Origin of the sequence: Rhizobium brockwellii (assembly GCF_000769405.2) — a bacterium.
GTDB lineage: Bacteria > Pseudomonadota > Alphaproteobacteria > Rhizobiales > Rhizobiaceae > Rhizobium > Rhizobium brockwellii.
Map to the genome: position 1 here is coordinate 187,995 of NZ_CP053442.1, position 19,817 is coordinate 207,811.

Sequence of the window (19,817 nt, forward strand, 5' to 3'; positions counted from 1 at the left end):
GCGTCATGGAGCAGCCAGCCCTCAGTGTCCTCATCAATAATTACAACTACGCTCGCTTCGTCGGGCGGGCGATAGACAGCGTGTTGAACCAGGACGCGCGCAACGTCGAGATAATCGTCGTCGATGACGGCTCTACCGACCAGTCGCGGTCTGTTCTGGAAGCCTATGACAGCCGTGTGAAGGTGATCTTTCAGGAAAACGCAGGACAGGCCGCCGCGATCAATACCGCTGTGCGAGCAAGCGCGGGCGAGATCCTCTGTTTTCTGGATGCCGACGATTGGTGGGCGCCGAGCAAGCTGTCGGCGACGGCTGCAGCGTTCGGCGCAAACCCTCAAGCATCGCTCGTCTATCACCGACTGCAGCCAACCCTTGTCGATGGCACGCCGACGTCCAAACCGATCCCTCGAACCCTGTGTTCGGGCGCTTTGTCGCCGCTACTCACCAGATCGGCTGGCTGGTGGCCTTTCCCGATGACGTCAGCCGTCGCGGTACGACGTAGCGCATGGAATGCAGCGGGCAGCATTCCCATACAATTCCGCATATCAGCCGACGCCTGGCTCGTGGGGATCTATCCGTTTCTGGGGGACGTCATTGCCATGCCGGATCCGCTTGGGTTCTACCGCATCCACAATAATAACTGGTATCGCTCGACCGAGGATGCGACCACACTAAGGAGGCGGATGACGCACTGGCAGCAAACCGTTGAAGCAACGAACCTGTTTCTCTCAGCCCATGAGCTGCCGGCAAGACTACATCTGACGGATCACTATCCCTTTCGCGTCGCGTCGGCAAAGCTGCAGGGAGCCGATGCACGCACCCGGTTCAAGCTTGCGGTCGAAGGCCTCTTCTTTGCCGGCGAACCGAACCTGCTCAGGCGGACGCGCGATAGTTTGCGCTCGGCACACGGCCTGTCACGGCTCGGTCTGGACGTCGGCTTGCCGGAGGCAGCGGAATGAAGGCGCTGCTATTGGTTTCCGAACTGGAAGATTATACCATCTCGTTTGCCAGCGGCGTTGCCCAACACCTAGACGTTGTGCTTGCCGTGCCGCGCCGACGCTACGCACATCTCGCCTCTTCCATCGATCCTGCTGTCGATCTGCACCTTCTGGACTGGCCGAGACACCGTTCTGTCTCCAATCCCTGGTTTCTGTACCAGCTTACGCGTCTGATCCGGCGGGAGCGGCCGAACCTCATCCATCTCCTCAGCAATTCGACACTTTGGCTGAACCTCGCCGCGCCGTTCTGGCGCCCGATCCCGCTTGTGACGACCGTTCATGACGTGGAAATCCATCCCGGCGACTCCGATACGCGTACGCTGCCCGGCTGGGCTCCCGAATTGATGGTGAAGCAATCCGGACATCTTGTCGTCCACGGTGAGGGACTGAAGCGGCTGGCCGTCGATCGATATTCAAAATCGCCGGACTGTGTCCATGTCCTGTCGCATCCCTCCATCCTTCGCTATGCAGAGCTCGCCCGGCGACAGAAGATGGCGCCGCGCGAAGCGGATGGAACTATACGCGTCCTGCTCTTCGGACGGATTTTTGCCTACAAGGGCCTGGAACATCTGGTCCGGGCCGAGGCGATGCTCAAGGACGTACTTCCAAACCTGCGCATCACGGTCGCAGGACGTGGCGACAATCCGCTGATCTTCCAGCCGCTCATGGGGGATGCCGGCCGCTACGACATTCGCAATCGTTTCATCGAGGATGCAGAGGTCGCCCAGCTTTTCCTGGACACCGACATCGTCGTGCTTCCCTATACGGAAGCATCTCAAAGCGGTGTGCTCAACCTTGCCGCCGCATTTGGCAAACCGGTCATCGTTACGGATGTCGGCGAGTTGCGAGGCACCGTGCAGCCCAACGGGCTGGGAATGGTGGTCCCTCCCGGAAATGCCAAAGAGCTCGCGGCAGCAATTAAGACATTGGCAGATAACGGCGAGCTTAGAAACAATTTCGGTGCCAATGCGCTCGGATGGGCCAAAGGACCGAATTCGCCGGAGCGGGTCGGCGCCCAGGCCGCGGCCGTTTATCGGGAGGTGGTCGGATCATGCTGACGGAGGCCCTCACGGACAGAAGTCGAATGCCAGTACCGAACACGGCCAGTGTCCGCCACTATGTTCCGGGCGGCTGCGAGAACGGCGGCGGAATTGGCAGGCTGATCGGCTATATAACAGAGACCGCGAAAGAGACCGGAACGCAACATTTCGTCACCGATACCAGAGGCGCTCGATGGTCCAAAGTGACATCACCCGCACGCCTGCTCGCCGCCATCCTGACGATGGCAAAGGACCGGATTGTTGCGCCCGCTCGCATTCACCATATCCATATCGCCGGCCGCGGCAGCACCTCCCGAAAACTGATTCTGACCGAGGCTGCCCGTTTGTTCGGGTGTTGCCACATATTGCACCTGCACGATTACGACTATGCCGGCGACTTTGCGCAACGCTCGCCGCGCCAACAACGGCTGATACGTCGGATGTTTCAAAATGCCGATTGCGTTGTGGCGCTCGGCCAGCGCGATCGCATGACGCTGACCACACTTCTGGGCGTTGACGAGCGCCGCACGGTCGTTGCCCATAATTGCGTCCCCGACCCCGGGTCGCACGATATTCGCGTCGGTCAGATACCGTTGATCGTATTCCTTGGCCGGTTGAGTGAACGCAAGGGGGTCAGAGAGCTTCTGTTGGCGCTGAGCCACCCGGTCATGAAAGAACTCCAGTGGCGGGCTGTACTTGCAGGCGACGGACCTGTCGAGGATTATCGCCGTCAGGCTGACGCCATGGCGCTTTCAAATCTGGTAGAAATGCCCGGCTGGCTTGACGCCGGTGAGGCGCGGGCCCTGTGTGCGCGTGCAGATATACTGGTCCTGCCTTCGCACGCCGAAGGTCTGGCAATGGCCGTACTCGAAGGGCTGTCGCACGGTCTCGCCGTCGTCACCACGCGTGTCGGGGCGCATGAAGAAGTCATTACCGACGGCGAAACCGGCATCTTCGTCCCAGTCGGAGACCAGGATGCCCTGGCTGCAGCCCTGGCTAAGCTGGTGTCCGATCCAGAAATCTGCATCCGCCTCTCGGTCCAGGGGCGCACACATTATCTCAACCATTTCAGCATGAGGGCCTATATGCGGTCGCTCGAGAAACTTTACGAAACCGTTTCCGCGAAACCTCAAGCAACGGTTGGCGCACGATGACGATTTCCACCGTTCCACCGGACCGCAACCTTCCGATCTCGCCGATGCGCTACGATCCTCGCTTTCAGGTGGAGACCAAGGCGGACAACTTGGATCTGGGATCCGTCTTCCGTCTCGTCCGGCGAAGAATGATCATGATCATCGCGATAACCGCTCTGCTCATGGCGCCCGCGGCGATTAAGATCTTTGGGTTGGAGCCCACCTACCAGGGCTGGGCCCGGTTAATTGTCCACCAGCCCCTCGCAACATCACTTGATGCGGACGATGCCAGCCACAGTGATCTGCTTGACGCTAAATCGGAGACTGAACGGCTTCTATCCAGAAGCATCGCAGAGCGAGTTGTCCGCGAACTGCATCTTGACGTGCGGGAGGAATTCAATCCAGCGCTGCGGGAGATCTCGTTGATTGAAAGGGTCCGGGCAAAGTTGCGCGGCCTGTTCGACACAAAAAAAACCACCCCGCCGGAAGGGGACAACATCAACGCCATCATCCCGGAATATTTTAGGGCGCTCGGCGTGTGGCATGAAGATAAGAGTGACGTTGTCCAGATCAGCTTCAATTCGACTGATCCTCTACTCGCAGCCGCGGTTCCGAACCGGATCATCAGCATTTACGTCGATGAACGGAAGGGCAGTGTCGGTGGCCGCCTGGATGCAGCGGGAGAATGGATCCGACAGCGCATCACCGAACAGCAGGCTCGCGCGGACACTTCTCGCGACGCTGCCCGCAACTACCAGGAATCGATGGACGTCGTCTCGAAAGAGGACGCTCAGGAAGAACGGATCAAGTCATTTCTAGAACTCACTGGCCGGGAAGGGAAAATCGAAGAAGGCCGCGTTGAGGTAGAGGCGGTGATATCGGCGCTGGAAGCAGCGGATAAAGCTTCGGTCGTCGCGCAGAATATCGTCGTCCCCGATAGCATTGCCATAAAGCAACGCGATCTTCGCGGACAGGAGCAGGATCTCGCCCGTCTTCTTGAGACATATGACAGCAATGCCGAGGCCGTGGTGGATTTACGTGGCGAGATCGAAGAATCCCGTGCCGACCTCGACCTAGCGACCAAGCAATATCTCCAGACAATGCGCTCCAAGCTCACCGCACTTGATCATGAAGCTGAAGCAGTACAATCCCGCCTGGTTGTTGCTCAAGAAAAACGCATACGCGATGCGCTGGTGCAGACGGAATTGTTGCGACTGCAGAAAATCGCCGAAAAGGAACAAACGGCACTCGACACGCTTGAGAACCAGCGCCGTGACCTCGCCGCGAAGGCCATGCTACCGGGGGCGGAGGTAGAAGTTTTATCACCGGCTACAGTGCCGCTCGCGCCACAGGGACGTGGACGGCTTTTCTATCTGGTGGGCGCCCTCCTGGCTGCAATCTCGGGAGCCGTAACGGCTGCTTTCGTGATCGAAATGTCGGACCGGACGGTCCGGAGTTTCGACCAGATAGCTGGAATGGCGCGCACGATACCGGCTGGGCTTATCCCGCGTCTGGCGCGGCGGGAAAATTCGAAAACGATGTTCGAAAATATGCCGGTCCCGATGTTTGACGAAGCAATCCGTACCGTGGTGCTTTCACTCAAGCAGTCCAATGGCGGCAAGTCGCCGAGCAGTATCGTCGTTACCTCGGCCCACAGCGGGGAAGGCAAGTCGCTTGTCGCGAGATCGCTGGCTATCGAACTTGCCGCCGCCGCAATTCCGGTGCTGCTGGTCGATGGCGACCTTCGGCGGGGAAAACTCGATTCGTTTTTCAGGTCGGGGTTAATGTACGGACTGAACGAATTCTTGAATGGTCAGGCAGATCTCCGCGACATCGTCTACCACCATCCAAGTGGTATCGACTTCATTCCATCTGGAAGATTCAGTCTCCAGCGGCGCACCCGTCCGAACGGCCTGGCAGAAATCATCGAGATGGCGGGCGCGGCCGGCCAGGTTGTCATCTTCGACAGCGCGCCTGTGCTTGCTTCGACAGATACAGTGCATTTGATTGCCTTGGCGGAAAGAACACTGGCCGTTGTTAGATGGGGAAAGACGAGCCGTCGCGCGGTCGAATTCAGCCTGCAGCAAATGAAAAGCCCACGAAATTCGGAAATCGTCGTCGCGATCAACAACGTAAATACCAAAAATCACGCGTTGTATAATTTCAGTGACTCGGAGCTGTTCTCGAAATCACTTATGAAATACTACAAGTTAACAGTGTAATACGTAAATCATTTGTGAAATTGCTGAACTACACAGCCTTATCTGCTTCTGCGCTAGTATTCGAGTTGAAGGGCAACCCATGGATACCGGAATGACAAAGAACCGAAAAGTCGCGCTGGTTACAGGCATAACAGGTCAGGACGGTGCGTATTTGGCCGAACTGCTCCTGGAGAAGGGCTATATTGTTCACGGCCTCAAGCGACGCTCATCGTCCTTCAACACCAGTCGCATCGAGCATCTATACGAGGATCCCCATGTCGAAAATCCTCGCTTTATTCTACATTACGGGGACATGACCGATTCAACGAACCTCATCCGCGTCGTTCAGGAAACGCAGCCGGACGAGATCTATAATCTCGCCGCACAGAGCCACGTTCAAGTCTCTTTCGAGACGCCGGAATATACGGCTAACGCCGATGGCACCGGCACCCTTCGGCTACTTGAAGCCATTCGCCTCCTGGGGCTGACCAAGAAGACCCGCTTCTATCAAGCGTCCACCTCAGAGCTCTACGGCAAAGTCCAGGAAGTCCCGCAGAGCGAAACGACACCTTTCTACCCTCGATCACCCTACGCTGCGGCCAAGCTCTACGCCTATTGGATTGTGGTCAATTATCGCGAGGCATATGGCATGCACGCCTCGAACGGCATTTTGTTCAATCATGAAAGCCCGATCCGCGGCGAAACATTCGTGACGCGCAAAATCACCCGGGCGGCGGCGGCGATCCATCTTGGACTGCAGGAAAGGCTTTATCTCGGCAACTTGGACGCCAAGCGCGACTGGGGACATGCACGAGAATATGTCCGTGGCATGTGGCTGATGCTGCAACAGGATGAACCGGAGGACTATGTCCTTGCGACCGGCGAAACGCACTCGGTTCGTTCGTTCGTTGACAAGGCCTTTGCCCAGGTGGGCATGCCGATTGATTGGCGTGGGAACGGGGTTGAGGAAAAGGGATACGATAAGACATCCGGTCAGTGTGTGGTGGAGATCGATCCGGCTTATTTCCGTCCGACTGAAGTTGATCTTTTGATCGGCGATCCGACGAAGGCGCACACGAAGCTTGGTTGGAAACATGAGACCAGTCTTGATCAGCTGGTTGCGGAGATGGTTCGCGCGGATCTGAAACTCATGGCACGAAATGTTCCGTCGGTCGGTGTAACCAAAGGTTTTGCCCATGCCTGAGGTGATCTACAGCCTTGCCGGAAAGAGGGTCTATGTCGCGGGCCACCGCGGCATGGTGGGCTCTGCGATCGTGCGACGTCTGGCTTCCGAGGGCTGCGAGATTTTGACGTCCACCCGCGCCGAGGTCGACCTCAGACGGCAGGACCAGGTGGAGGCCTGGATGAGTAAGCATCGTCCCGATGCTGTCTTCCTGGCTGCTGCGAGGGTCGGCGGTATTCTGGCGAACGCTACCTATCCGGCCGACTTCCTTTACGACAACTTGATTCTCCAAGCGAACGTCATCCACGCCGCCCATAGAGCTCACGTCGAAAAACTAATGTTTCTGGGCTCGTCCTGCATCTATCCGAAATTCGCCGACCAGCCGATCGTTGAGGACTCACTTCTGACCGGATCGCTTGAACCCACCAATGAATGGTATGCGATCGCCAAAATTGCCGGATTAAAGCTCTGCCAAGCCTATCGCAAACAGCACGGTAGAGATTTCATCTCGGCCATGCCGACCAATCTTTACGGTCCAGGCGACAATTTTGACCTCGGGTCAAGCCATGTCATGCCGGCGCTTATACGCAAGACACATGAGGCCAAGGTCAGCCAGCAGCAAGAGATATGCGTCTGGGGTACCGGCACGCCGCGGCGCGAATTCCTGCATGTTGACGATTGCGCTGACGCCTGCCTCCATCTCATGAAGACCTATTCCGCCGAAAGTCATGTGAACGTAGGTTGTGGCGAAGACATTACCATTCTCGAATTGGCATACCTCGTCTCCAAGATCGTTGGTTTCGAAGGCAAGATCACCCGCGACCTCACGAAGCCAGATGGCACGCCACGTAAACTCCTGAGCGTCGACAAGCTTCGCACTCTCGGCTGGTCTCCTAAAATAGCTCTGAAGCAGGGCATCGCAGATGCTTACCGCTCCTTCCTTGATGGCCATCATCTCGAACGCAGCAACAGAGGCATGTCCAGCGACTTGATCGGCCAAAGCGACATGAGTTTTGAGAAAGCCAAGAGTTCGGCGCCGCACGCGCCCACGCTCTCGATCGTTGCGCATCATCCCTCGCCATAGGGAATTTGCACGAGGGATAACAGGATTTTGTCTCGGGGGGGACGCATATGCTGGGACGGAGCAAATAATGCAACCTGTGGAAATCAGGATTGCAGCGCTCATTTTCCTGATCGTCGTGTGGGTGATGATTATCGGTGCGGCAATGGATTTTTTCGCGGTCGAAATGCCGATATCGCTTGTCGCGCTATTAGGCAGATAGTCCACATCGGATGGCTCCACCGGGCCTTACTTTCGGCTGGACTGTCGGACGACAATCGCTGCAGTAAGTCGACAGCCGAAGAGAGGAGCCGGACGGAACCCGCCTCAGTTGATTGGCGGCTCCGCAGCGATGTGACCGGGCGGCAAACTTGGCTGACCGAGCCCGAAGAACGCGCGCGCGGTCAAGCAAGCGTCATCCCCCGGGACGCAGGCGCGGCAGACGTCAGGCCGAAGATCGTACACTTGACAGGATGTCTCTGAACCGACGCGACCGACCAGTGCGGAGCAGCGCGCACCGTCGCAACGCATTCCTTGCTGGTTCGCGGCCACGAAATGCGCCGGCAGCAAATCGAGAGCAGCGTCTGTTTCGGTGGAAAATCTGGGCCAGGTCGGCGAAAAGGAGCAGCAGGCTCCGCAGCTTTGGCAATCGAAATCGATCAATGATGTCATGGCCCGCTCCTACCACACAGCCCGCCAAGAGCAAAGCCTTCATCAGGCTCCTGCTGGCGTGCTCCTGCAAGCCAGTCGCCGCACTCGTCGACTTTCCTGACGGGGCCGGGAATGCGGCGCGGCATTTCCAACGGGAGGCGCGACCTGTCAGGTGGCCTCGAGGATCATGTTGAGGGGCGTCTGGGCTGCACGCCGGATATGAGTGAAACCGCCTGAGCGGATCACCTCGGCCAATCGTAGCTCTCCCGCTTGCGCACCGAGTGCCAGCCCTGTCTCCTGCGCAAGCGAGGTCGGAACGCAGATCATCGTCGAGGCGGAGTAGTAGAGCCGTCCAACCGGATTGATGTTCTCCTCCAGCGTATCTCCGGCCATCGGCTCGACCACCATCCAGACGCCGCCGTCTTTGAGCGCCTTTCGAATATGAGCCGCCGCGGCTTTCGGGTCGCCCATATCGTGCAAGCAGTCGAAGCAGGTGATCAAGTCGAAATCTCGGCCGCCGAAATCCTGCGCCCTGCCGACCTCGAAGTGCAGGTTCGTCAATCCGTGTGCCTGGGCGTGCGCGGACGCAGCGGCAATCGAACCTGGATGGAAGTCGTAGCCCACAAAGCGGGAATTGGGAAACGCCTGGGCCATCAGGATCGTCGATAGCCCGTGCCCACATCCGACGTCCGCTACCTTCGCACCCGTTTTCAACCTGTCGGTGACACCGTCGAGCGCCGGCAGCCAGTCCTGCACAAGCGCATTGACATAACCTGGGCGGAACAGTCGCGCCACGGCGCAGAACATGCAGCCAGCCTGATCGCCCCAGGCAACGCCTCGGCCGGTTTTGAAGGCGGACTGCACCTTCGGCTGGTTCTCGACCATCGCAGCAGCGGTATCGAACGCGCCGATCAGATTGACCGGGCTGTCCGGCTCGGCAAAAACGAAGGCCTGTTCGGGCGTCAGCGAGAACAATCCTCGCTCATGGTGCACATAACCCGAGGCGGCTTGTGCCGCCAGCCACTCGCGCACATAGCGAGGTGCGCATCCCGAGGCATCGGCAAGTTCGTCGGCCTTCACCGGCCCGGTCTCCTTCAGCGTCCTGTACAGCCCGAGAGCATCTCCGATCCGGACCAGCGGCACGCTGACCGCTCCACCAAGGTCGCCAAGGACGCGGCCCACGAGTTCATTGAGGGTGGTTTCGTTGATTTCCGTCACGGTGAATTCCTCCCGGTGCTCGGATGGCGTCCTGCCATCCGTGACGCCGAGGATGAAGCTTGCCGTCTTGGCGGGCATGAGGCAGTTGTCCCGCGTCTGCGAAGAAATCCCGTTCCTTGGAGGGACACATGTCCCATCGGCATCGGAAGAGGTCTATCTACCTGCAGAAGCGGGACTATCGGGAGAGCGCGACGACGATCGCTTGCGAGCGGCTATGCACGCCGAGTTTGCTGAATATCACCGACATCTGGTTTCGGACGGTCTTTGCACTCTTGCCAAGCCGTTCTGCGATCGCGCGGTTGTCTAGCCCCTCCGCGACGAGGTCGAGAAGGGCGCCCTCGGCGGGTGTCAGACCGGCCTCACTGACCGCACGCGGCCGCACCGACCGATCCTGCCCGAGGAAGGCGGCAAGTTCCGTTTGAAACACATTCCAAGCGGGCTCATCCGGCAACAGCACATGGTTCTTGCTCTCAAGCGGCAAGAAGCTCGCACCCGGAATCGCGGCGGCAAGCTTGCAACCCTGGTCAAACGGCACGCGCATGTCACCGCGGCTGTGTGCGATCAACGTCGGGACGCGCAGCCTCGCCGCAAGGTCCAGCACATCGATCCCCTGCATCTGCCAAAGCAGTTGTGCGGCGACGTCGGCCGTTGCCGTTTGGCGCTCGAGATCGCCCCACCAGCGATGCTGTTCGGGCGTGCCGTCGGGGATAAAGAGATTGGTGAAGAACCGGCAAAACGCCGGATTATCGCGTCCCCAGCCGACGCGAACGAAATTGACAAGGGTCTCGGCTTCCAGCCGCTCTGCCTCGGTCTGGGCTCTGGCGCGGGCACCCTGACCATAGGCGTTCAAAAGCACCAGATGCGATACTCGCTCGGGATATTTGAGGGCATATGCGATAGCGAGCGCGCCGCCCTGCGAAAGACCGAGGAGGACGAAGCGCGGCTCCTCGATCGACGCCGCCACCGCAGCAAGGTCGGCGTGCCACGCTTCGACCGAGAGGTCAAAGACATGCCGGTCCGACAGGCCGCAGCCGCGCGGATCGTAGCGCACAAACCGGTTGTGGGCGGACAGTGCCTGGAGCCACGGCCGCCACACCGGGCTTTCGAGATCGTAATCGACATGGCTCAGCCAGTGCGCCGCCCGCAGGATCACCTGACCCTGCCCGCAAGACGCCATGGCAATACGGGTGCCGTCCTCGGCGGTAGCGAACCGTATGGTCTGACTGAGTTTCATCGGTCGAGAATATCGCAGCCGACGATCGCATAACAGGCCTATCTCCTACAGGATGGATTCTCCTGGAAGACAGGGCAGCTTGGGAGGCTCGCTACGAAGCCTTTCGATCAGTTTCGCCGCTTCGGACAATAGACCCGACCGGCGATCTGAGCCCCCTCCCGCTAGCGCTTGAGCACGAAGCGAAGTTCTCGCGACCTCCGTTGGCTGTCGCTGAGCTCACGGTCTTGTGGCAAGAGCGAGGAGGCCATCGTAAAGCGCGGTGGCAAGCGGGTCGACATCCGGTGCCTCCTGATGGAGGCGGAAGGTCGTCGCAACAAGTTTACCGCGACCGAGCCGCTTTTCGATGATGAAGGCAGCGGGTTTGTGAACCCAGCCTATGACGGCGCCGGCGTGCACGCGACCTTGGAATTCCCAGGGACGGAGGCCAGCCATCACCTGGTGCGGCGCGATAGCTTTTCAAGATCTTGCCGCGAGCAGTCATAGTGCCGCCACAGAATTCGGCCCAATCAAGCTTGTTCAACAAGCGGATGGCGACAAGATGAGATTGCTGGCTCTCGTGGCTGCGGCCTTTTTGCTGACGGTCTTTCAGGCTCAAGCCCAGATCTATGAGCCGTATAATGGATATGACGACTTTGATGGATACGGTTACGACGATCCCTACAGCCCCTATCCGCCGCCACTCGATTACGATCCAGCGCCTCCCTATCAAGAGCCCCTGCATGATCGCAGGCAACCGCCGACAGGGCGTGCAAAAGGAACCATCGAAATCGTGACGAGCGAGCATACGCTCATTTACACCACCCCTTGGGGCGAGCAATTCGCTTACCCCATCGCGGTCGGCCGTGAGGGCAAGCAATGGTATGGATCTACGCGGGTCGTATCGAAGCGAGCGCATCCTGAATGGCGACCCACGGCCGGCATGCGGCAGAAGAACCCTCGGCTTCCAGCGGTCGTGAAGCCCGGCCCCGCCAATCCGCTTGGAACCCGCGCGATCTATCTCGCCGATGGCCTGTTGCGCATCCACGGCACCAACGACCCCTCGTCCATCGGCACCAACGCGTCGAGCGGGTGCTTTCGAATGTACCGTCAAGATGTCGAAGAGCTTTACGAGATCGTGCAGCCGGGAACGAAGGTCATCGTTCGGCGCTAGCTGTTAGCAGATCGGCGGATTGGCGCCGAGATATCTAACCGTCGATACGCAGCTTGCGCGCCAGAGCCTGAAGCTCCTTGAACCCTTCATATCGTTTATGATGAATATCGGGGATCGGACCTTCTGATGGCAGGAATGTCGTTTCGACCGCCGAGAGTGTCGTCATCGCTTCGCGTACATCCGCAAACAGCCCGCTGGCGACAGCGCCCAGGATGGCGGCCCCCAGGAGTACGGGTTCCTCAGCCTTTGTCGCGATGATCGGCTTGCCGCTCGCATCGGCGAGCAGCTGGCGAACGAAATCGTGCTGGCCGGCGCCACCGCTGATGACGATATTTTCGATGGTAACGCCCGCATCGGCCTGCGTCTCAATGATCTGCCTGAGGCCGTAGCCGATACCGCAAAGCCCTGCGACATAAAGGGAGACCAGGCCGCCGATATCGTCCTCCATCCCGAGACCGGCAATGATTGCGCGGGCATGCGGATCGGCAAAGGGCGCGCGGTTGCCGAGGAACTCGGGAACGACGTGCAATCCGGCCGCAAGCGTGACGGCGTCGGAAGAACGGCCCGCTTTTCGGGCGGCCATATCCGCGAGCAAAACCGGCAGCGGAACACCCGCGCTCTTCGAAAGCTCCCTCGCTTCCGCGGCAGCCGGATGGAAGGAGAGCAACTGGTCGATCGCCGCGCCGGCGGCACTCTGGCCACCCTCGTTCAGCCATAGTCCCGGCACCATGGCCGAATAATAAGGCCCCCAGACGCCGGGCACGAACCACGGCTCAGCTGTCGATGTCATCGTGCAGGAGGAAGTGCCGAAAACATAGGCCAGATTGGCTTGTGGACCGGCACCCGTGCCAACGGTTCCGATTCCGCCCGCATGGGCATCAATCAGTCCGGCAGCGACGGGCGTTTCCGGCTTCAGGCCGAGCTCGCCGGCTGCAGCCGCGGTCAATCCTCGACCGAGAGCCGAACCGGGCTCGACGATAGCCTGCCCGATGCGGGCAAACTCTTCATCGGCGAGCGTGCCGAGGCCGATCTGGTGAAAATAATCTCCATCCCAGCGCTTCTCATGGGCGAGATAGGTCCATTTGCAGGTGACCGTGCAGGTCGAACGCGACAGATCGCCGGTCGCCCGCCAGGTCAGAAAATCTGCAAGGTCGAAGAATTGCCACGCGGCATCAAAAACCTCGGGGCGATTTTCCCTCAGCCAGAGAAGCTTGGGCGTTTCCATCTCAGGCGAGATACGGCCGCCGACGTAACGCAGGACGTCATGGCCGAACGCATTGATGCGCTCCGCCTGCGGGACGGCGCGGTGGTCCATCCATACGATGATGTCCCGGTTCGGATCTTCCGAAGGCCCGACGGGAAGCGGCTTGCCGCCTTCGCCGAGGACGACGAGCGAACAGGTGGCATCGAACCCGAGCCCCATGACGGACGCCGGATCGACCCCGGCCGAGGAAACCACGTCGCGCACTGCCGCGCAAACGGCCGCCCAGATCTCGGTGCTCGATTGCTCAACCATCGAACCCGGTTCGTGAAACAGGGTGATATTCCGCTTGGCGGACGCCAGCATCCGGCCGGTCAGGTCGAACAGGCCGGCACGGGCGCTGCCGGTGCCGACGTCGACGCCGATGACATGTTTGGCGTCCGCTTCTGGCATGCGAGATGTGTCGCTCATGGTCTCTCCTTTGAAATCGGCAAGGATCAGGCTAACTGCAGTCTGGGCCGGTTTACAGATCCACGTTATTTGGCAGAATCACCAGATCGGACGATCACATTACGCGGCCGCGACAGCATGAAAAGGACGGCGTCGGCCACTTCGGCTGCATCAGGCTGCCATTGACCAGCGCCTCCTCCATTTTCGCCTTTGGTCAGTCGTCTAGCAAGCTGCTCCGTTCCGCTGCCTGCGCATCTCAGGAACTCTCCGGTCGCCCATTTGTTTTACATTCTCCACCGCCCAGAAGTTTGCCGCAGATGCAAACGGCGATAGTGGAGCTGATCCATGGATATGACGCGCATCCGAGATCGCATGGTGGAGCACCACGTGACGCGTCGCGGCATTCGCGATCTAGGCGTGACCGAAGCGATGCGCACGGTGCCGCGCGAAAAATTCGTTCCTCCAGGCTCCGAGGAATTCGCCTATGAGGATGCACCGCTATCGATCGGCGAGGGCCAGACAATTTCGCAGCCGTTCATCGTGGCTCTGATGCTCGAAAAGGCCAATCTGAATGCCGGTGACAAAGTGCTCGAGGTCGGAACGGGCTCCGGCTATGCTTCGGCCCTCATCAGCCGGATAGCAAGGCATGTCTACTCCATCGAGCGCCATGAAAAGCTGGCGCTTCAGGCTAGGGAACGGTTCGAGAAGCTGGGATACCGCAACATTGACGTTCGCGTCGGCGATGGCAGCAAGGGCTTGGCAAAAGCCGCTCCGTTCGATGCCATTATCGTTTCCGCGGGCGCACCCGAGGTGCCAACCGCCTTGAAAGAACAGCTGAACCTCGGAGGGCGGCTCATCATCCCGGTCGGCGGTGGTGAAGGGCAGCGCCTGAAACGGTTCACGCGCACCAGCGCCGCCGCATTCGAGGAAGAAGATCTCGGCGGGGTGCGCTTCGTTCCCTTGATCGGCGAAGACGCCTGGATTGCTTCAGCATCATCAGGAAACAGCAATCCGGCTGACGATCGATCACTGGCACCAAAAGGTCAAATGTGATCTTGTCGTATTATCGAGGTGGCTCTGACTGGGGAATGACCTAATGCCCGTATATGAAACGACGAGGCCGACGACGCGTTGCCCTTCCCACCCTGGGGCACTGCTTGAGGACATCATCCCTGCAGCGGGAAAAACCAAGGTGGAAATCGCCAATCTGCTCGGAATCTCGCGCCAGCAACTCTACGATATTCCGAACGAGAAGAAGCCGGTTTCGCCCAATGTCGCTGCTCGGCTTGGGAAATTGTTCGGTGATGGCACCGCAATATGGCTGCGCATGCAGGCTGCCTATGATGCTTGGCACGCCGAACGGGAGGTAGACGTCTCCGGCATCCCGACGATCAGGGCAGCATGATCAAAAGCGCGCTTATCGGCATCGCCGAGGCTGGCGCGAAAACATCGTGATGAGACTCTCTGACGTTTCTGAACTTACTGCTGGGAATGGGCATCAGAAGGACAGATCGAGCACCCTGCCCTCGAACAGACGGTCCCGGGAGCCTTCGAGATGCGCCTTCATCAGTCTTTGTGCATCGTCAGGCCGTCCATCGGCGATCGCCTTGTAGATGGCGTTATGCTCTTCATAGACCTGTTCCAACCCCTGGCGGGGGCCGAGCAAAGAGAGGCCGTGGAGATGCATGCCGACGGCGATATGGGCCTTCAGCGCATCGATGGAGGCCGTATAATAATGATTGTTGGCAGCCTCCGTCACCGCGCGGTGGAAGAGAAAATCGGCGTCGGTGCGGTGAAGCTGATGGCTGGTCGCCTCGCGCAGATCCGCAAGCGCGCTGGCGATCTTCTGGATCGCCTGCTCATTGCGGCGTTTGGCGGCGAAATAGGCGGCGGCCGGCTCGATCGTCAGGCGGAATTCGTAGCAGCGCTGAATGTCGGCGATCGTCTTGACCGGCGAATAGGCAAGCTGCGTCGTCGGCGATCCATGCGCGCTGACGAAGGTGCCGGCGCCCTGCCGGGCATAGACCATGCCCTGATCGCGCAGGCGCGCCAGCGCATCGCGGACGATCGGCCGCGACACACCCAGCATCGAGGCAAGCTCATGCTCGCCGGGAAGGCGTGAATCCGGCGGATAGTTTCCGCCGCGGATACGCTCGAGCAATTGGTCGAAGACGCGATCGACCAGCTTGACGGCCTTGCCGCGTTCGGGCTTGCCCGGTGGGCCGGCTTCCGCGTTCAAAGATTCGCCATTCACTTCAGCCACGTCATTCTCCCCGGCGGTATCTTACTATGCCGCCCGATTCCAAAGAACCAGTCTTAACAAACTATCGGGCTTGCCGAAGCCCCCTGACTTCACGGCGCACCGAAAATGCCGCCCGTCGCCTGCCGTGACATCGAACCACGGCACGCCGGCCTCGATTTCGCCCTGCGGCGCCAGCACTCTGACCCCGAGCGCCTGGAAAACGGCAAGCGCCGTATCGCCGCCGCCGACCATCAGCATGTCAGGCCTGGTATCGTCGATTACCGATCTGACGCCTGCCGCAAAATGGCGGGCGACCAGTGCCGCATCGGCTGTCATATCGCCGCTGCAACGCAGCAGCGCCGGCAGCGCCATGCCCTCCCCGACTTCGACCTGCCCCATCGGCGCGTCCACCACCATGCGCAGGACACCCGAGGCTTCGAGCTGGTCCATCTGGGTAGCGGTAATCGGGTCGCGCGAGCCAAAGGCGAACAGGGTACGCCGGGTCGCGGCAAATTCCGGCGCCGATTGCCGCCCCGTCTCGCCGAGTTGACGGGCAAGTGCGGAACCCAGACCCCGTGCGCCGACCGCAAGCGTCAGCCGCCAGTCCTGATCGGCAACGATCTGGTCGAGATCACTATCGTCCTTTGCATCGGCAACAGCAATATTGCCCGTGCGGCCCTCGAATAAATCGGCGATCGGCAGTGGCTTGTCGACACCGCGCCCGACAACACAGCCTCTGTAGGTCACGCGCTCCTGATCGGGAATAGCGGGCGCCACGAGGATAGTCTCCAGGCCGAGCGCTTCGGCCAGCGCCAGGCTTTCTGCCGCGACATTGCCCTTCAGGCGGGAGTCGATCTTCTTCATCACGACTGCGGGCTTCACGCCATGAAGTGCCGCGGTCGCAAAGCGGACCCTCTCGGCAGCTTCCGGTTCGCCAAGCGCACGCGAAGCGGTGTTGACGACGACGACGTCACAGCCGGTGGCGATCGCATCCTCTGTGGCCTCCACGTTGACTGCGACCGCAACCGAAAGGCCGGCCTCGACGAATGGCGTGCCGGTATCGAGCGCGCCGGTCAGATCATCGGCAATGATGGCGGCCTTCAGAGTCATACGGTCTGCCCGGTGTTGACGGCGTGACAGGCGACGAGATGGCCGGGCTTCGCCTCCTTCCACGCGGGAATGACCTTGCTGCAGACATCCATGGCAATCGGGCAGCGCGTGTGGAAACGACAGCCGGTCGGCGGGTTCAGCGGGCTCGGCACGTCACCCTGCAGGATCTGGCGCTGACGTGTGCGCTCATGCTCGGGATCGGTCTCCGGAACGGCCGACAGCAACGCCCTGGTATAGGGATGCAGCGGATTGTCGAAGAGTTCCTCGCGGGTGGCAAGTTCGGCGAGGCGCCCGAGATACATGACGCCGACGCGAGTGCTGATGTGGCGCACGACAGCAAGATCATGGGCGATGAAGAGATAGGTCAGCCCATATTTTTCCTGCAGATCGAGCAGCAAGTTGATGATCTGCGCCTGGATCGACACGTCGAGCGCCGAGATCGCCTCGTCGCAGACGATGAATTTCGGCTGGCAGGCGAGCGCCCGGGCAATGACGACACGCTGGCGCTGGCCGCCCGAAAGCTCGTGCGGGTAGCGCTGGGCAAACCGCGTGGACAGGCCGACATCGGTGAGCAGCGTCGCCACCCTCTCCTTCAGTTCGGCCTTGGTGCAGAGCTTGTGGAAGAGGATCGGCTCGCCGATCGCCTCGCCCACCGTCATGCGCGGATTGAGCGTCGAATACGGATCCTGGAAAACGATCTGCAGGTCGCGACGGAAGGGCCGCATCTGTTTTTCGTCGAGCGTCGCCAGATCCTGGCCCTTGTAGACAACCTTGCCGCTGGTCGCCTTGTAGAGGTTGAGGATGGTGAAGCCGGTCGTCGACTTGCCGCACCCGGATTCGCCGACCAGGCTCAGCGTCTCGCCTTCCATGATGTCGAGGTTGACATCGTCGAGTGCATAGACGGTTGCCGAACGCTCACCAAAGGCGCCGAGCTTGACGTGGAAATGCTTGACCAGGTTTTCGATCTTGAGCAGCGGCTGAGCACCCATCACGCGGCCTCCTGCATTCTCTGGACGACGAAACAGGCGGCGCGGTGATTGCTGCTGCCGCTCAACGCTTCGAGCTGCGGCACCTTCTCGTGGCAGATGGTTTCGGCAAGCGGACAACGCGGCGCAAATGGGCAACCCTTCGGCCGGCGGCCAGGCTCCGGCGGCGTGCCGCCGATCGAGCTCAGCCGGCTTGCCGGCGGGTCCGAAAGCTTCGGGATCGATGACAGCAGACCGCGCGTATAGGGATGGCTCGGCCGGGCATAAAGCTCGTCGACCGGCGCATCTTCGACCACAGTGCCGGCATAAAGCACGGCGACGCGATCGACGAGGCCGGCGATCAGCGCCAGATCATGGGTGATCCAGACAACCGACATGCCGAGCTTGGTCCTGAGATCCTTAACCAGATCGACGATCTGGGCCTGGATGGTGACGTCGAGCGCCGTTGTCGGCTCATCGGCAATCAAAAGCTTCGGATTGCAGGCAAGGCCGATCGCGATCATCACACGCTGGCGCATGCCGCCGGAAAGTTCATGCGGATAGGCCTGCAGCCGTTCTTCCGGACCGGGAATGCCGACAAGCCGCAGGAGCTCGACGGCGCGTGCGCGGGCCGCCGCCTTTTTCATTCCGCGGTGATAGATCAGCGGCTCGCAGATCTGGTCGCCGACGCGCATCACCGGATTGAGCGAAGTCATCGGATCCTGGAAGACGAAGCCGATATCGCCGCCGCGCACCTTGCGCAGCTCTCTATTCGACATCGTCTGCAGGTCGCGGCCGTCGAATGTGGCCGATCCCTTGGTTACTTTGATCTTGTTCGGCAGCAGCCGCATCAGGCTCAGCATGGTCAGGCTCTTGCCGCAGCCGGACTCACCGACGACGCCAAGGGTCTCGCCACTGTCGACATGGAGATCGATGCCGTCGACGACGATGGCGGGGCCGTTGCGGCCATCGATTTCGACTGTGAGGCCCCTGACATCGAGCAGGCGGTTGGTGTTTTTCGTGTCCATCATTTGCTGCCCCGCGGATTGAGCGCGTCGTTGAGGCCGTCACCGAGGAAACTGAAGGCAACCGAGGCAAGGCCGAGCACGGCCGCCGGAGCGGCGAGAAGGTGGGGATAATGCTGCCAGACACGCAGGCCGTCCGAGATCATGTTGCCCCAGCTCGGCGTCGGCGGATTGACCCCGACGCCAAGGAAGCTGAAAGCACTTTCCAGCACCATCGCCGTGCCGAGGCCGGCGCTGACCGAGACGATCAAAGGCCCCAGCGCATTCGGAATGACATAGCGCTTGATGATGATCCAGTTCGACAGGCCGAGCGCCTGGGCCGCGGTGATATAGGGCCGGCTGCGGATCGACAGTACCTGGGCGCGGACGAGACGGGCGTAAGGCGGCCAGGAGATCAGCGCCATCGATCCGAAGACGAGAATGAAATCCACCCACATGGTTTCGCGGTAGAATGGATTGAGGGTCTCGAGATAACGCGCCTCCATCCATTTGCTGATTGGCGATTTCAGTGAGGCGTTAATGACGACAACGAGCAGCAGGTTGGGAACCGACATTGTCACGTCGGTCAGCCACATGATGGCGCGATCGAACGGATTGCCGAAGAAACCAGCGACGGCCCCGAGCACGAGGCCGATCAGCACCGCGAAGACGGTGACGATGATGGCGACGAGGAAAGCGGTGCGTGTGCCGAAGACCACGCGGCTGAAGACGTCGCGGCCGAGATCGTCGGTTCCGAAGAGGTGGCTCATCGACGGCAGGACGTTGCGGGCGTTAAGGTCCTGGCTCAAATAATCATAAGGCGTGAGATAAGGCCCGAAGATCGCCGTGAAGGCGAGGATCAGGACGATGACGAGGCCGAAGATGGCGAGCCTGTTGCGCTTCAGCCGATACCAGGCATCGCGCCACAGGCTGACCGGCTCTTCGACGGTTTCGATGGTGGAAAGAGGGATGGCGGACAT

The 19,817-nt window shown here is 60.2% G+C and carries 19 protein-coding genes and 2 pseudogenes; 10 read left to right on the forward strand and 11 right to left on the reverse strand.

Going from position 1 to position 19,817, the window contains the following annotated elements:
- Positions 1–5: 5 nt before the first annotated feature.
- The 7 genes from RLCC275e_RS31205 to RLCC275e_RS34615 all read left to right on the forward strand — a co-directional run bounded on the left by RLCC275e_RS31205 (position 6) and on the right by RLCC275e_RS34615 (position 7,835).
- Positions 6–956 (forward strand): glycosyltransferase family 2 protein, encoded by a 951-nt coding sequence (locus RLCC275e_RS31205; RefSeq protein ID WP_033183958.1) that lies wholly within the window; start codon positions 6–8, stop codon positions 954–956.
- Positions 953–2,053 (forward strand): glycosyltransferase family 4 protein, encoded by a 1,101-nt coding sequence (locus RLCC275e_RS31210; protein ID WP_033183957.1) that lies wholly within the window; start codon positions 953–955, stop codon positions 2,051–2,053. The genes RLCC275e_RS31205 and RLCC275e_RS31210 overlap by 4 nt, the downstream gene beginning before the upstream one ends.
- Complete coding sequence (locus tag RLCC275e_RS31215; protein WP_033183956.1) at positions 2,047–3,189, forward strand: glycosyltransferase family 4 protein; 1,143 nt, start codon at positions 2,047–2,049, stop codon at positions 3,187–3,189. The genes RLCC275e_RS31210 and RLCC275e_RS31215 overlap by 7 nt, the downstream gene beginning before the upstream one ends.
- Entirely contained in the window at positions 3,186–5,390 is a 2,205-nt protein-coding gene (locus RLCC275e_RS31220) for a GumC family protein (protein WP_033183955.1), read from the forward strand. Before RLCC275e_RS31215 ends, RLCC275e_RS31220 begins: the two co-directional genes overlap by 4 nt.
- A 79-nt stretch (positions 5,391–5,469) precedes the next feature.
- Positions 5,470–6,573, forward strand: coding sequence for a GDP-mannose 4,6-dehydratase (gene gmd, locus RLCC275e_RS31225; RefSeq protein WP_033183954.1), 1,104 nt, complete (start codon positions 5,470–5,472; stop codon positions 6,571–6,573).
- Positions 6,566–7,636, forward strand: coding sequence for a GDP-L-fucose synthase (gene fcl, locus RLCC275e_RS31230; protein WP_033183953.1), 1,071 nt, complete (start codon positions 6,566–6,568; stop codon positions 7,634–7,636). The genes gmd and fcl overlap by 8 nt, the downstream gene beginning before the upstream one ends.
- 67 nt (positions 7,637–7,703) lie before the next feature.
- Positions 7,704–7,835 (forward strand): hypothetical protein, encoded by a 132-nt coding sequence (locus tag RLCC275e_RS34615; protein ID WP_003552290.1) that lies wholly within the window; start codon positions 7,704–7,706, stop codon positions 7,833–7,835.
- Positions 7,836–7,939: 104 nt separating this feature from the next.
- Here the strand turns inward: RLCC275e_RS34615 and RLCC275e_RS31235 are convergent, their stop codons facing one another.
- From RLCC275e_RS31235 to RLCC275e_RS31250, 4 genes are all read right to left on the reverse strand, one after another.
- Entirely contained in the window at positions 7,940–8,284 is a 345-nt protein-coding gene (locus RLCC275e_RS31235; RefSeq protein ID WP_082229852.1) for a YkgJ family cysteine cluster protein, read from the reverse strand.
- 147 nt (positions 8,285–8,431) lie between these two features.
- Entirely contained in the window at positions 8,432–9,481 is a 1,050-nt protein-coding gene (locus RLCC275e_RS31240; RefSeq protein ID WP_033184118.1) for a class I SAM-dependent methyltransferase, read from the reverse strand.
- Between the two features lie 175 nt (positions 9,482–9,656).
- Complete coding sequence (locus tag RLCC275e_RS31245) at positions 9,657–10,715, reverse strand: alpha/beta fold hydrolase (RefSeq protein WP_033183951.1); 1,059 nt, start codon at positions 10,713–10,715, stop codon at positions 9,657–9,659.
- A gap of 216 nt (positions 10,716–10,931) precedes the next feature.
- Positions 10,932–11,147 (reverse strand): hypothetical protein, encoded by a 216-nt coding sequence (locus RLCC275e_RS31250; protein WP_245483591.1) that lies wholly within the window; start codon positions 11,145–11,147, stop codon positions 10,932–10,934.
- 106 nt (positions 11,148–11,253) lie between these two features.
- Here RLCC275e_RS31250 and RLCC275e_RS31255 point away from each other — a divergent pair, with 106 nt between their 5' ends.
- Entirely contained in the window at positions 11,254–11,865 is a 612-nt protein-coding gene (locus tag RLCC275e_RS31255) for a L,D-transpeptidase (RefSeq protein WP_033183950.1), read from the forward strand.
- A gap of 34 nt (positions 11,866–11,899) precedes the next feature.
- Here RLCC275e_RS31255 and RLCC275e_RS31260 read toward each other — a convergent pair whose 3' ends face one another.
- Together RLCC275e_RS31260 and RLCC275e_RS34640 are read right to left on the reverse strand one after the other, a co-directional pair.
- Complete coding sequence (locus RLCC275e_RS31260; protein ID WP_033183949.1) at positions 11,900–13,537, reverse strand: FGGY-family carbohydrate kinase; 1,638 nt, start codon at positions 13,535–13,537, stop codon at positions 11,900–11,902.
- 52 nt (positions 13,538–13,589) lie between these two features.
- Positions 13,590–13,730: pseudogene (locus RLCC275e_RS34640) on the reverse strand (glucose dehydrogenase); the annotation flags it as partial.
- 131 nt (positions 13,731–13,861) lie between these two features.
- Here RLCC275e_RS34640 and RLCC275e_RS31265 point away from each other — a divergent pair.
- Together RLCC275e_RS31265 and RLCC275e_RS31270 are read left to right on the forward strand one after the other, a co-directional pair.
- Positions 13,862–14,557: pseudogene (locus RLCC275e_RS31265) on the forward strand (protein-L-isoaspartate(D-aspartate) O-methyltransferase); the annotation flags it as partial.
- Positions 14,558–14,612: 55 nt separating this feature from the next.
- On the forward strand, positions 14,613–14,921 hold the full coding sequence (locus tag RLCC275e_RS31270; RefSeq protein ID WP_033183948.1) for a HigA family addiction module antitoxin: 309 nt from the start codon (positions 14,613–14,615) through the stop codon (positions 14,919–14,921).
- A 93-nt stretch (positions 14,922–15,014) separates the two neighbouring features.
- Here RLCC275e_RS31270 and RLCC275e_RS31275 read toward each other — a convergent pair whose 3' ends face one another.
- Genes RLCC275e_RS31275 through RLCC275e_RS31295 form a run of 5 tightly spaced genes read right to left on the reverse strand, consistent with a single transcriptional unit; the run spans position 15,015 to position 19,817 of the window.
- Positions 15,015–15,779: a FadR/GntR family transcriptional regulator gene (locus RLCC275e_RS31275; protein WP_003549481.1), complete on the reverse strand. Its 765-nt coding sequence runs from the start codon at positions 15,777–15,779 to the stop codon at positions 15,015–15,017.
- Positions 15,780–15,803: 24 nt separating this feature from the next.
- Positions 15,804–16,868: a four-carbon acid sugar kinase family protein gene (locus tag RLCC275e_RS31280; protein WP_033183947.1), complete on the reverse strand. Its 1,065-nt coding sequence runs from the start codon at positions 16,866–16,868 to the stop codon at positions 15,804–15,806.
- Entirely contained in the window at positions 16,865–17,857 is a 993-nt protein-coding gene (locus RLCC275e_RS31285) for an ABC transporter ATP-binding protein (RefSeq protein WP_033183946.1), read from the reverse strand. The genes RLCC275e_RS31280 and RLCC275e_RS31285 overlap by 4 nt, the downstream gene beginning before the upstream one ends.
- Positions 17,857–18,864 carry an ABC transporter ATP-binding protein gene (locus tag RLCC275e_RS31290; protein WP_033183945.1) on the reverse strand — a complete coding sequence of 336 codons (1,008 nt, stop codon included), beginning with the start codon at positions 18,862–18,864 and terminating at the stop codon, positions 17,857–17,859. The genes RLCC275e_RS31285 and RLCC275e_RS31290 overlap by 1 nt, the downstream gene beginning before the upstream one ends.
- On the reverse strand, positions 18,861–19,817 hold the full coding sequence (locus tag RLCC275e_RS31295) for an ABC transporter permease (protein WP_033183944.1): 957 nt from the start codon (positions 19,815–19,817) through the stop codon (positions 18,861–18,863). The genes RLCC275e_RS31290 and RLCC275e_RS31295 overlap by 4 nt, the downstream gene beginning before the upstream one ends.

Bases quoted from the DNA above. Each gene is read 5' to 3' on its own strand.
- RLCC275e_RS31205 (WP_033183958.1), top strand. From the start codon at position 6: ATGGAGCAGCCAGCCCTCAGTGTCCTCATCAATAATTACAACTACGCT.
- RLCC275e_RS31210 (WP_033183957.1), top strand. From the start codon at position 953: ATGAAGGCGCTGCTATTGGTTTCCGAACTGGAAGATTATACCATCTCG.
- RLCC275e_RS31215 (WP_033183956.1), top strand. From the start codon at position 2,047: ATGCTGACGGAGGCCCTCACGGACAGAAGTCGAATGCCAGTACCGAAC.
- RLCC275e_RS31220 (WP_033183955.1), top strand. From the start codon at position 3,186: ATGACGATTTCCACCGTTCCACCGGACCGCAACCTTCCGATCTCGCCG.
- gmd (WP_033183954.1), top strand. From the start codon at position 5,470: ATGGATACCGGAATGACAAAGAACCGAAAAGTCGCGCTGGTTACAGGC.
- fcl (WP_033183953.1), top strand. From the start codon at position 6,566: ATGCCTGAGGTGATCTACAGCCTTGCCGGAAAGAGGGTCTATGTCGCG.
- RLCC275e_RS34615 (WP_003552290.1), top strand. From the start codon at position 7,704: ATGCAACCTGTGGAAATCAGGATTGCAGCGCTCATTTTCCTGATCGTC.
- RLCC275e_RS31235 (WP_082229852.1), bottom strand. From the start codon at position 8,284: ATGACATCATTGATCGATTTCGATTGCCAAAGCTGCGGAGCCTGCTGC.
- RLCC275e_RS31245 (WP_033183951.1), bottom strand. From the start codon at position 10,715: ATGAAACTCAGTCAGACCATACGGTTCGCTACCGCCGAGGACGGCACC.
- RLCC275e_RS31250 (WP_245483591.1), bottom strand. From the start codon at position 11,147: ATGGCTGGCCTCCGTCCCTGGGAATTCCAAGGTCGCGTGCACGCCGGC.
- RLCC275e_RS31255 (WP_033183950.1), top strand. From the start codon at position 11,254: ATGAGATTGCTGGCTCTCGTGGCTGCGGCCTTTTTGCTGACGGTCTTT.
- RLCC275e_RS31260 (WP_033183949.1), bottom strand. From the start codon at position 13,537: ATGAGCGACACATCTCGCATGCCAGAAGCGGACGCCAAACATGTCATC.
- RLCC275e_RS31270 (WP_033183948.1), top strand. From the start codon at position 14,613: ATGCCCGTATATGAAACGACGAGGCCGACGACGCGTTGCCCTTCCCAC.
- RLCC275e_RS31280 (WP_033183947.1), bottom strand. From the start codon at position 16,868: ATGACTCTGAAGGCCGCCATCATTGCCGATGATCTGACCGGCGCGCTC.
- RLCC275e_RS31285 (WP_033183946.1), bottom strand. From the start codon at position 17,857: ATGGGTGCTCAGCCGCTGCTCAAGATCGAAAACCTGGTCAAGCATTTC.
- RLCC275e_RS31290 (WP_033183945.1), bottom strand. From the start codon at position 18,864: ATGATGGACACGAAAAACACCAACCGCCTGCTCGATGTCAGGGGCCTC.
- RLCC275e_RS31295 (WP_033183944.1), bottom strand. From the start codon at position 19,817: ATGTCCGCCATCCCTCTTTCCACCATCGAAACCGTCGAAGAGCCGGTC.